The following is an 11,508-nucleotide window of genomic DNA, read 5'->3' on the forward strand; positions in this document are numbered from 1 at the left end:
AGAAATCAGAGAAAAATATACACAAAAAGGATTTTTTATACCACAAATTATATATGTAATATCGTTTTCTGGTTTTTATGGTAGTTATTATTTGTCCTGTTTCTTTTACCAAATAATAACCAAAAAAAAGACTATAATATCTCGTGCTTATATAGGTAATTCCATACCGGAAGAAGCATATGAGTTTGCAAACAGTATACCTAAAAAACTTGCTTCAATAATAATTATATATTATTATTTATTTTCTATTTCCATATTTTCATTCACCTTAAGCAGTATACTTATCTTGTTATACAAGTATTTAACGAATACATAAAACACACCCTATTAATTAAAATACCAATAGGAAATTAACATGAACAGATCAACTATTGCCATCATGCTTATTTTTTATATTTTATTTATTATTTTCTTAGTTGTATCAATAGCCATTTATAAAATAAACCAAAGAAAGATGGACAAGATCATTGAATTATATATAGAAGAAGGATTTTATTTACCAATAGGAATAACAATACAACGCTTCGGAAAGATGCGTGATCAGTTTCAAGTCGTTATGTTTTTCTACAGGTTGTTAACTGGAAAAAAAATGAAAACAAATCATCCTGATAGCAAATATATGCACCAAGAATCTTATGACTTTATTCAAAATCTACCCTCCAGCTTAACGCATTGGATAAAAATATATATCATTACCACTTATATAGGTATAGCATTTTTTCTCATATCAACAATAATAATCTTAATTCAAAAAGATTATTACTCGTGCTAAACCTATTTAAGAGTTTCAATAAACATTGAATATCAGTTCCAGTTTTTCACGTGTTAGCATCCGCTATCATTAGCAATGGAGAAGATTTATCTAATAATTTAATGAAGTTTACCTGCTGATAATTGACATGCTGAGCAACTGTCAGCCCATGATTAAATTGCAACACCATAATTTTATTTTCAAATCCATTCTGATACCGATTACCAATAGAATCTAAAGTTGAACATCCTTGAGAAATAAGCCCTTGATTTTCGCCTTTTATCGTCACATAAATCATATTTTCCATACTACACCTTAATTAATTTACCTTATATTAAATTTCTCATTCTGAGCTATTTTCCTTTAATTTCAATAAAATAATTGTAATGAATCGTTAAGTATCTTATATAAATGTAAATATTGGAGGCTTGTAGTCAGACCAAATATATAAATAAATCTCTTCCACTATTACTATCCTTTAGCATAGAAAAAACCGTAAATTAATCAATATCAACAAACAAAATCAAATTGAATTTATACATCATACCTCCCATGAATTCTCACTCTGTAGAGATTAGCAACCCATTTATCTACATATTGAAGATAATCCGATTATCTGATTAAGTTATGTTACCTAACGTTGAACCAACATGTTAAAAGCTACCACAGGAACAAATAGAGTATTATGAAAAGGAACATTCAACCCGGTTTCTGTGTCGTACAGCAACCTGGAGGATTGAGTTTTCAAGCAAGTCTGTTATTCAGCCATTCAAATAGCGAAGCGGCCCGCTATTTTATGGCATTAAATTCAAATTACCGATCCCTGAAACCGGGACAAATCCTGCTGGTTGCAGATCCAGATTCCTATAATCCGCCACACATAATACAGCTATTAAAGCAATCTCAGTATGAAGTAAACCGATCCATTTCAACTTTACCCAATGAATACGCGGCATTTTTGCATCGTCATTTTGGTCTGTTTCACTATGTGCTGGATCAGGGAGGAACTTTGATTGGTACCGCTTCATCTCTGGGTGACACTTATTTCTCCCAAATTAAAAAAAAATTTGAAAAAATTACAGGAACTTTATCAAAAAGAATATCGGCTAAATGGGCTAAACCGAAAATATGCCAGTCCCGAGTTTTATGTAGAAAGACAACTGATTATGGGTAACCTAAAGAAATTATTGAATAAAGTTGGCCGACTCTCTTTGAAAATCGACCAACATCCTAATTTAAAACACGCGCTAAAGTTATCAACCAAAGCCATTGCTCACCAATGGGATAAAGTCGGGGTTGGCGCAATAAAGGGATATAGTCATATAGTTACCCGCAGTGCCAAAATGGTCAAATGGATGAAATATGGTGGCCGAATTGCCATTGGCCTGGATTTTATTGATACCACCGGGCAGGTTATTGATGCCTGTAATTATGGGCAAACAGGGAAATGTGAAAAAGTGGCTATCAAGGAATATAGTAAATTTGCTGGTAGGACAGGAGGAGGAGCAGGTTTTGCGTATGCTGGTGGAATTGCCGCGGGCGCAGCATGTGTTGCTCTTGGTGCTGTAACTGATGGCTTAACTGCCGGACTTTGCATGGCAGGCGGCGGTCTTGCCGGTGGTTATATTGGCAGCAAAGGAGGAGAATTGTTCCTCGAATTTATTGTTGAATATTCAATGGGGTTTTAATATGAATAGAGTCACTTTTATCATTTTACTTATTTCTTGCGCTTCTTTTATTGGTTTTTTCATTATATCAGCAGCTATTTACAAAATAAATCAAAAAAAGATGGATAAAATTATTGAATTATATATGGAAAAAGGGTTTTGTTTATCATCAGGAGCATATATAGGGCATTTTATGGGTATTCACGGTCAATTTTATACTGCCGCATTTTTCTATAGATTATTAACAGGAAAAAGAATAAGAATAAATAAACCTAATAGTAAATATATGCCAAAAGAGTCTTACGATTTTATTCAAAATTTACCCCCCAATTTAACTCACTGGATAAAAGCATGTTTCATTACCATCAATATAAGTGTTGCATCCTTCATTATATCAATGGCAATATACTTATTTCAAAAATACGTTTAACTATATAGGTGGAATATTCCTCTTTATATCAATGGCAATGTTCTTATTTGAAAAATACATTTAAATTTAAACCTAACTAAAAATACGCGATAAGATTTGGAGGTCATATTGGGAATAAAAATAGAAAATAAATGGGCAAATCTTTTTCCGGAGATTAATATGCACAGGATAATTCCTCTTATTGTTATTATCTCTTAATCAGTTTATTATTTTTCACTATTGGGATAGTATTTCTTACATATGACAAATATATCTTGCCGTTCTTTAATTAGGAATTTTTCAGAAGAATTCTTAATTAGAAAGGCTACAGGCAGCTATGGATTTGAGAAAACCGAGGAATTTATTGTAGATTTGTTTATAGGAAATTAATTATGAACATGTTAGATTTGATAATGACAATATGTCTTTTTTTATCTCTTTTATTTTTGATTATATCAATAGCCATTTACAAAACAAATCAAAAAAAGATGGATAAAATTATTGAATTATATATAGAAGAAGGACTTTATTTACCAACAGGCATAATGATACAACGCTTCGGAAGGATGCGTGATCAGATTCACGTCGTTTTGTTCTTCTACAGGTTGTTAACTGGAAAAAAAATGAAGATAAATCAGCCTGATAGTAAATATATGCACCAAGAATCTTATAACTTTATTCAAAATCTACCCTCCAGTTTAACGAATTGGATGAAAACATGCATCATTACCACTTATATAGGTGCAGCATTTTCTCTCATATCAACAATAATAATCTTAATTCAAAAAGATTATTAATCGTGCTAAATGGATATGCGTGGCTGTCGGTAGTGTAGTAGGTGGAGTTGCCGGAAGCACCGCAGGAGAGTTTTTAATCGACAAAATAGTAAGTGAATAACATGAATATCTTAATTAATACAATTAACTTTCTCATGATTTCTTTATTTTTAGTTAGTCTGTTTTTGCTACTATTTTTATTCTTTTTTTATGGGATAAAGAAATCATCCTTCGAATAAATCAGAGAAAAATATACACAAAAAGGATTTTTTATACCACAAATTATATATATAATATCGTTTTCTGGTTTTTTGGCAGTTATTATCTATCCTGTTTCTTCTACCAGATAATAACTAGAAGAAAGACTATAATATCTCGTGCTTATATAGGTAATTCCATACCGGAAGAAGCATATGAGTTTGCAAAGAGTATACCTAAAAAACTTTCTTCAATAATGATTATATATTATTTTTTGTTTTCTATTTCTATATTTTCATTCACCTTAAGCAGTATACTTATCTTGTTATACAAGTGTTTGACGAATACATAAAACACATCCTATTAATTAAAATACCAATAGCATGAAAAGATCAACTCTTGTCATCATGCTTATTTTTTATATTTTATTTTCTTAGTTGTATCAATAGTTATTTATAAAACAAATCAGAGTAAGATGGATGAAATTATTGAATCATATATAGAAAAAGGACCTTATTTATCAGCAGGTGTAAAACTGGACCGTTTTTTGGGTGTTTATGATCAATTTCAAATTGCTTTATTTTTTACCAATTGCTAATCGGTAAAAAAATGAGCGGAGGCTCTGCTCCGCTTTTCGCTTAACCTGTCCATTACCTGTATATTTTACTATTTTAATGGTCAAACCCATTCGAATTCATCACAAATAAATCTTTTCATCATCTCCCCCTCTCTTATTCAGCAGATACCAATAAAGGTTCACATAATAACAACCCCATTTGTCATGGGTACATGGCTCACTGGTTTTTTATCAAATTGATGTCATTTAACATGATATAAATTTATATCATCTAACGTGATAATAGTTCGATTGAACCCCTAGTTCAACAAATTTAACAACCAGCTATCCCTAGTTTTACAGCAACAATAATAGCCTTGATTCAAAAACTTTATTCATTGTACTAAATCAAGAAGCTCGATCTAAATAACAGTTAAACCATGATTGAATTGCAACACCATAATTTGATTTTCATCTCCATTCTGACACCGGTTACCAATAGAATCCAGAGTATGCACGCTCTTCATCTTCGACAACAGAAAAAGCTATCAATTCACTAGCATTAACAGGTAAAAATGAGCGGAATCTATCGCAAACTCTTTTAAGGTGTCAGGTAATAAAAATGGTATACTCCACCCCCTAAATCCCATTTAAACATTATCTACAGAGTGTCCGTGGTGGATCAGAAACAACAATATAATCTGAACAAATTACAAAAGCGTTTACGCCGTGATGTCGGTCAAGCAATCGCTGATTTCAATATGATTGAGGAAGGCGATCGTATTATGGTCTGCCTTTCTGGTGGTAAAGACAGCTATACCCTGCTATCTATCCTGCAAAATCTGCAAAAAAGTGCTCCGGTTAATTTTTCACTTGTTGCAGTTAATCTGGATCAGAAACAACCCGGTTTTCCTGAGCATATCCTTCCCGCTTATCTGGATGAACTGGGTGTCGAATATAAAATTGTCGAAGAAAATACTTATGGCATAGTGAAAGAGAAAATACCCGAAGGTAAAACAACGTGTTCACTCTGTTCGCGTCTACGCCGTGGCATCTTATATCGTACAGCCACTGAGTTGGGCGCAACGAAAATTGCATTAGGCCATCATCGTGATGATATTTTGCAAACTTTATTTCTCAACATGTTTTACGGTGGCAAACTAAAAGGTATGCCGCCAAAGTTGATGAGTGATGATGGTAAACATATTGTCATTCGCCCTCTTGCCTATTGCCGTGAGAAAGATATTGAGCGCTATGCAACCGCCAAAGCATTCCCAATCATTCCTTGTAATCTCTGTGGTTCACAACCCAACCTGCAACGTCAAGTTATCAAGGATATGTTACGGGAATGGGATAAGCGTTATCCGGGCAGAATTGAAACCATGTTTCGTGCGGTACAAAATGTCGTTCCATCGCATCTCAGCGATTTTAATCTATTCAATTTTAAAAATATCACTCACGGCAACGAAGTGATTGATGGCGGAGATCTCGCTTTTGACCGCGAAGAATTACCCATACAACCCGTTGTTGATATAGAAGATCAACCCGATTATCAATCAGAACGGCTGGATATCATTGAAGTCAAATAGTTATACCCTATGGATTTCAAGATGCATCGCGACGGCAAGGGAGTGAATCCCCGGGAGCATAGATAACTATGTGACCGGGGTGAGTGAGTGCAGCCAACAAAGAGGCAACTTGAAAGATGACGGGTATATTCTTAACCATACCGCTCTGGATATATCTCAGAGCGTTAATTTCTGCTTCTCTTTCACTTTCGTCTTGATTTTTATTTATTTTCCTAAAGCAACAAATGAAAAATAAAAAAAGCCGACATTAGAAATTAATATCGGCACAAGAATGGGCAATTATTCTGTATAAAGACTTATGTGAGAAAAACTACAATTACGGAGAACAACGTTCATCGCTTAACGTTGTTTTCACCTGCGAGAGTTATCATGCCTCAATGACGACTGGTGAATATTGATATATCTCAAATTAAGGGCTAGTTTTAGTAACACTTCTCCGTAGTTATGTTTCATATCTCCAAATAACTATTTAATTTTCATAGCCATTTACTTCTTTTTAACCACCAGGCAACAAATATAATCAATCCCAATAACAGCAAACAAAAAATACTAAAACCCAGATGGTTTTCATTACCAGGAATACCGCCAAGGTTGACACCAAATAATCCAGTCAGGAATGTTGTCGGTAAAAAAATCATGGCAAATAATGACATAGTATAAGTACGACGGTTCATCGCATCCGCCATCATAGATGTAATTTCATCTGAAATAATCGCTGTGCGAGCAATACAACCATCCAAATCATCCAACTCTCTTCCCAAGCGGTCAGCTATTTCCTGCATTCGATGACGATCTTCATCACTCATCCAGAGTAATCTTTCATTGGCAAGACGAGCAAATACATCTCTTTGAGGAGCCATATAACGGCGCAGAATAATCAATTGTTTACGCAGTAAAGCCAACCCACCCCGCCCCGGTATCCGTTGCTCAAGAATCATATTCTCAAGCTCAATAAGGTTGTCATGAAGATCTTCAATAAAATTACCCACTTCATCGGTTATTGCATCAGCTATTTCAACCAACCAGTGCCCGGTCGTTTTCGCGCCTATCCCATTCTGTAAATCACTCAGTACCTGTTCAAGTGAATGAACTTTACGATGGCGACTGGAAACGATAATTTCAGCATTAATATAAATACGGAACGTTACCAGTTGATCGGGACGTTCACTTTTATTGCTATTAATTGTCCGCAGCGTGATCATCGTACCATCTCCGGTACGAACTATTTTTGGTCTAAAACTCTCTCCGGCCAGCCCCTTTTTGACTGTTTCTGGTAACAGATCCGTGTCCATTATCCAGCGATAACTTTTGGGATTGTGGTAATCCAGATGTTGCCAGAAAGGTTGAGCTGGTGTGGCTAATCCATTCATGTCAATCGGCGTCATGCCGCCTTGACCATCAAACTGACAAGCATAGACTGCATCAGCCTCTTTCAATGATGAACCATAAATGGTCTCCACATCCAGCTCCTTACCCTTAGTGCTTAATTATGTACATAGTATGGCTATATGCCACGTCTTCAGGATTGGTGATCGGGTATCCTTTTAACCAAGGTTTTATCAACCTGCCGTTAGTGTATTGATAAATCGGTGCAATAGGCGCCTGTTCAGCAATCATTTGCTCCGCTTTGTTATAGTCATCGTTTCTTAAAGCATCATCTGTTCGCAAACTAGCAGATTTTAGTAATTTGTCATAATTTGCCTGATGGAATTTCGCAATATTGCCACTATGCGTTGACGTTAACAGGCTTAGAAATGTAGAAGGTTCGTTATAATCACCCACCCAAGATGCACGAATAACATCAAAATTACCCGTGTTACGGCTATCAATATAAGTTTTCCATTCCTGATTCATCAAACTTACTTGCACCCCCAGTTTTTTCTTCCACATAGAGGCAATAGCAATCGCAATTTTCTGATGGTTTTCGGAATTATTATAGAGCAGAGAAAGTTTCAGTGGATTGTTCGGCCCGTAACCCGCCGCTTGTAACAAAACTTTAGCCTGTTGGTCCAGTTCTGCCTGTGTATGTTGTTCCATGTCACTAAGCACAGGATGGAAACCCGCGGTCACATCCGGCGTAAAATGCCAGGCAGGTTTCTCTCCTGTCGCCAAGACTTTTTCCGCAATGACTTTACGGTCAATTGTCATAGAAAGCGCTTTACGCACTCTGGCATTATTCGTTGGCGCACGTTGGGTGTTAAAAGCGTAATAATAGGTCCCCAACTGATCCGGCGTATAGACTTGCCCAGGTAATTCATGCTGCAATTTTTTATACATATTTTTCGGAAAAGATTCGGTGATATCCAAATCATCCGCCAGATAACGTTTAGTCGCGTGTGATTCCTGATTAATTGGTACAAATGTGACTTTGGTCAGGACGGTTTTTTTATGATCCCAGTAATAAGGGTTTGGTGTCAGAACGATTTTTTCATTAACAATTCGATCATGTAATTTGAAAGCGCCATTCCCCACCAAATGACCAACTTTTATCCACTCTTTCCCATATTTTTCTACTATTTTCTTATTTACCGGATAGAGACTGAAATTCGCCGTCAGATTGGGAAAATAAGGCACAGGCCGGTTTAATGTCACCTTTAATGTGTGCTTATCAATGGCCTCAACACCCAGTTTTGCCGGAATTAATTTACCATCAATAATTCCCTGAGCATTCTCGATACCCGCTAGTGCGGCAAACCAAGCAAAAGAAGAGGTATTAGCCGGCGTGACCAACCGCTGCCAACTATACACAAAATCTGTCGCAGTAACGGGTTCGCCGTTTGACCAACGAGCATCAGAACGCAAGGTAAAAAACCAAGTTTTGTTGTCTGCGGTTTTCCACGCTGTTGCGACGCCGGGAATGGCCTTGCCATACGCATCCTGATTCACTAACCCTTCAAACAGATCACGCTGAACTTGCGCTTCTGTCAAACCCACGGCATTCATCGGGTCTAAGGACGCCGGTTCGTCTTTTAGATGACGCACCAATTCCTGTTTGTCATTAAGCTGAGTGCCAGCAGGAACTTCTGCAGCGAAAACAGAAACGGAGATAAGAGAACTATTGATAAGTAGTGCACAAGAAATCAGATTCAAATAACGCATAAGATAATAATCTGCCCTGTTATAAAATAAATATCCCAATACTAAATTATAAGCCATTGTCGAAATGACACAATCAGACAATTTTACTCTCACAAGCACTATTTTTGATGGGCAAGCGCCAAATATTCTTCTACACTGGGCAATCGTGGTTCATTTATCAGAGGAAGAAAGCTATGACACAAACAGTAAAATTTCAAGGCAATGATATCGCCGTAAGCGGCCAGTTCCCAAAATCAGGGGAAAAAGCGAAAGATTTTACTCTGACAGCCAAAGATCTCTCCGATGTCTCTCTTAGCCACTATGCCGGAAAAAGTAAGGTGCTGAATATTTTCCCAAGTATCGATACCGGTGTTTGTGCGGCATCAGTACGTAAATTTAATCAGGTAGCGAATGATTTGGAAAATACCGTCGTACTGTGCATTTCTGCCGACCTGCCTTTTGCTCAGTCCCGTTTCTGTGGCGCGGAAGGGTTATCAAATGTCGTCACGCTGTCTACCTTGCGTGGCGGTACTTTCAGTGAAGATTATGGCGTTGCCATCAGCGATAGTCCTCTGAGTGGTCTCACAGCCCGTGCAGTCATTGTGCTTGATGAAAGCGATAACGTGATTTATAGCCAACTGGTTGATGAAATCACTAATGAGCCAGATTACGATAGCGCACTGGCCGCACTGAAATAAATCCCATGATTTGTATAATGCCCACTTCCGGTGGGCATTATTTTATTCATCACCATCCGGCTCATATTCAGTAGCATGCTTCCTGCTACTCAGACCATATTCTCTCAATTTATTGGCAATCGCAGTATGCGATACCCCAAGACGTTTAGCCAGTTTACGCGTACTGGGATAGTGCCGATAAAGACGCGTTAACACCGAACGTTCAAAACGTTTACTGATTTCATCCAGAGAACCATTGAACACATCTTCACTAAAAGAAACCTCTGTTTCAAACTCTGGCAGTTGTATATCCCGCGGCGTCAGCTCCATATTTTCAAGCTGAGTCAGCGCCCGATAGATGGCATTTTGTAACTGCCTTACGTTACCGGGCCAACTGTAACTCGTCAGAAAGTGGGGAAGTTCAGGGGACAATTTCGGTTTCAGTACTCCCTGTTCTTCAGAAAAACGCTCAATAAAATACTCCACCAGCGGCATAATATCTGCTTTACGATCACGCAACGGCGGGAGTGTAATCGCCAACACATTAAGACGATAATAGAGATCTTCGCGAAATTCCCCTCGCTGCACCAATTCAACCAGATTTTTTTGTGTAGCACAGATAACTCTGACATTCACTTTGACTTCATTTTCTTCCCCTACTCGGCGGAAAGTACCATCATTCAGAAAACGCAGTAGCTTAATTTGCATCTGTGGCGACATTTCACCGATTTCATCCAGTAAAACAGTGCCTCCATTAGCCTGCTCGAAGAAACCTTTCTTTCCTTCAATCGCATTCGGATAAGCGCCGGCAGCATAGCCAAACAGTTCACTTTCTACTACATCATCCGGCATCGATGCGCAGTTCAACCCCAAAAAGGGCTGTTTTCCGCGTAAGCTGTGAAAATGACAGGCTTTTGCCAGAATATCTTTGCCAGTTCCTGTCTCACCAATCAGCAACAGTGGCGCATCCAGCATTGCCATTTTACGGGCCTGCTCAATAATCTGAGTCATTTTTGGGCTAACAGCGATAATCGCCTTAAACTCACTACCATCATTGACAGTCAGTTTTTTCAGCTGATTCCCTATTCGAGCGGCAGATTTGAGCATAATCACTGTGCCAACACATTGCATTTTCTGCTTTTCATCCATCAGCTGAATAGGAGTAATATCCATCAGGTAGTCCAGACCTTTGAGAGTTATCCTTTCCACTCGTTGCTGGATATTTTTATTTTCAAACCAGCGCGAAAAGTTATAACCGCTGATAAACTGCCCAATAGGTTTTTGATAAGTTTGTTCCTCACTAACACCAAACAGCTTAAACACCGCGGAGTTAGCAAGCTCAATATTTCCTTTCAGATCAACTGAAAAAACAGGCTCAGGCAAGGATTCCAACAGTGCACACATCGCTTTGTGTTCTCTTTCTGAAGGCATAAAAGAGACGGTACGAACATCAATAACACCATTAATACGGCGAATTTCTGCCATCAATTTACGAAATACATTGAAATCAACTTGTGAAAAATTAAGGTAAATCCGGCCGATTTGAGATATTTCTATCCCTTTTAAATCAATATTCTCTAATACCAGTAGATCGAGCAGTTCACGGGTCAGCCCAATTCGATCATGGCAAGCAACTTCTAAGCGCATCTGTTTTGACCTTATTTACACTAATGCATATAATTTTTTAAAATACTACTCTCTACAATTATGCATATGAAGCATTCTGTCAGTAAAAATTGACCAGACTCCAGTTTTTTAATGTCGCAAATAACACAGTATTTGAAACTTTCACTAAAATAAACAAATC

The 11,508-nt window shown here is 37.3% G+C and carries 11 protein-coding genes; 7 read left to right on the top strand and 4 right to left on the bottom strand.

Annotated elements, in window-relative coordinates:
* The first annotated feature begins 355 nt into the window (after positions 1-355).
* The gene (locus tag ACGF5R_RS00735; protein WP_387689247.1) at positions 356-772 is read left to right on the top strand and encodes a hypothetical protein; all 417 of its coding nucleotides are present in this window, start codon (positions 356-358) and stop codon (positions 770-772) included.
* A gap of 46 nt (positions 773-818) precedes the next feature.
* Here ACGF5R_RS00735 and tssD read toward each other — a convergent pair whose 3' ends face one another.
* Entirely contained in the window at positions 819-1,058 is a 240-nt protein-coding gene (tssD, locus tag ACGF5R_RS00740; protein WP_112875805.1) for a type VI secretion system tube protein TssD, read from the bottom strand.
* A 378-nt stretch (positions 1,059-1,436) separates the two neighbouring features.
* Between tssD and ACGF5R_RS00745 the strand changes: the two genes are divergently transcribed.
* The 5 genes from ACGF5R_RS00745 to ttcA all read left to right on the top strand — a co-directional run bounded on the left by ACGF5R_RS00745 (position 1,437) and on the right by ttcA (position 5,946).
* Entirely contained in the window at positions 1,437-1,925 is a 489-nt protein-coding gene (locus tag ACGF5R_RS00745) for a hypothetical protein (protein WP_387689249.1), read from the top strand.
* Entirely contained in the window at positions 1,918-2,439 is a 522-nt protein-coding gene (locus ACGF5R_RS00750; RefSeq protein WP_387689252.1) for a hypothetical protein, read from the top strand. The genes ACGF5R_RS00745 and ACGF5R_RS00750 overlap by 8 nt, the downstream gene beginning before the upstream one ends.
* 1 nt (position 2,440) lies before the next feature.
* On the top strand, positions 2,441-2,848 hold the full coding sequence (locus tag ACGF5R_RS00755; protein ID WP_112875803.1) for a hypothetical protein: 408 nt from the start codon (positions 2,441-2,443) through the stop codon (positions 2,846-2,848).
* 371 nt (positions 2,849-3,219) lie between these two features.
* Positions 3,220-3,624 carry a hypothetical protein gene (locus tag ACGF5R_RS00760; RefSeq protein ID WP_387689255.1) on the top strand — a complete coding sequence of 135 codons (405 nt, stop codon included), beginning with the start codon at positions 3,220-3,222 and terminating at the stop codon, positions 3,622-3,624.
* Between the two features lie 1,392 nt (positions 3,625-5,016).
* The gene (gene ttcA, locus ACGF5R_RS00765) at positions 5,017-5,946 is read left to right on the top strand and encodes a tRNA 2-thiocytidine(32) synthetase TtcA (RefSeq protein ID WP_262980047.1); all 930 of its coding nucleotides are present in this window, start codon (positions 5,017-5,019) and stop codon (positions 5,944-5,946) included.
* A gap of 476 nt (positions 5,947-6,422) precedes the next feature.
* Here ttcA and zntB read toward each other — a convergent pair whose 3' ends face one another.
* Positions 6,423-7,406 carry a zinc transporter ZntB gene (zntB, locus tag ACGF5R_RS00770; RefSeq protein ID WP_387689258.1) on the bottom strand — a complete coding sequence of 328 codons (984 nt, stop codon included), beginning with the start codon at positions 7,404-7,406 and terminating at the stop codon, positions 6,423-6,425.
* Between the two features lie 16 nt (positions 7,407-7,422).
* On the bottom strand, positions 7,423-9,045 hold the full coding sequence (locus tag ACGF5R_RS00775) for an ABC transporter substrate-binding protein (protein ID WP_387689261.1): 1,623 nt from the start codon (positions 9,043-9,045) through the stop codon (positions 7,423-7,425).
* A gap of 173 nt (positions 9,046-9,218) precedes the next feature.
* Between ACGF5R_RS00775 and tpx the strand changes: the two genes are divergently transcribed.
* Entirely contained in the window at positions 9,219-9,722 is a 504-nt protein-coding gene (gene tpx / locus ACGF5R_RS00780) for a thiol peroxidase (protein ID WP_112875799.1), read from the top strand.
* Between the two features lie 42 nt (positions 9,723-9,764).
* On the opposite strand, the gene tyrR is transcribed toward tpx, so the two are convergent.
* On the bottom strand, positions 9,765-11,348 hold the full coding sequence (gene tyrR, locus ACGF5R_RS00785; protein WP_112875798.1) for a transcriptional regulator TyrR: 1,584 nt from the start codon (positions 11,346-11,348) through the stop codon (positions 9,765-9,767).
* Between the last annotated feature and the right edge of the window lie 160 nt (positions 11,349-11,508).

It is taken from the genome of Photorhabdus sp. RM71S, assembly GCF_042879355.1.
Classification (GTDB): domain Bacteria; phylum Pseudomonadota; class Gammaproteobacteria; order Enterobacterales; family Enterobacteriaceae; genus Photorhabdus; species Photorhabdus kayaii.

What these genes read in the sequence shown, in the direction of transcription:
- ACGF5R_RS00735 (WP_387689247.1), top strand. Translation starts at nt 356, where the DNA reads ATGAACAGATCAACTATTGCCATCATGCTTATTTTTTATATTTTATTT.
- tssD (WP_112875805.1), bottom strand. Translation starts at nt 1,058, where the DNA reads ATGGAAAATATGATTTATGTGACGATAAAAGGCGAAAATCAAGGGCTT.
- ACGF5R_RS00745 (WP_387689249.1), top strand. Translation starts at nt 1,437, where the DNA reads ATGAAAAGGAACATTCAACCCGGTTTCTGTGTCGTACAGCAACCTGGA.
- ACGF5R_RS00750 (WP_387689252.1), top strand. Translation starts at nt 1,918, where the DNA reads ATGGGTAACCTAAAGAAATTATTGAATAAAGTTGGCCGACTCTCTTTG.
- ACGF5R_RS00755 (WP_112875803.1), top strand. Translation starts at nt 2,441, where the DNA reads ATGAATAGAGTCACTTTTATCATTTTACTTATTTCTTGCGCTTCTTTT.
- ACGF5R_RS00760 (WP_387689255.1), top strand. Translation starts at nt 3,220, where the DNA reads ATGAACATGTTAGATTTGATAATGACAATATGTCTTTTTTTATCTCTT.
- ACGF5R_RS00775 (WP_387689261.1), bottom strand. Translation starts at nt 9,045, where the DNA reads ATGCGTTATTTGAATCTGATTTCTTGTGCACTACTTATCAATAGTTCT.
- tpx (WP_112875799.1), top strand. Translation starts at nt 9,219, where the DNA reads ATGACACAAACAGTAAAATTTCAAGGCAATGATATCGCCGTAAGCGGC.
- tyrR (WP_112875798.1), bottom strand. Translation starts at nt 11,348, where the DNA reads ATGCGCTTAGAAGTTGCTTGCCATGATCGAATTGGGCTGACCCGTGAA.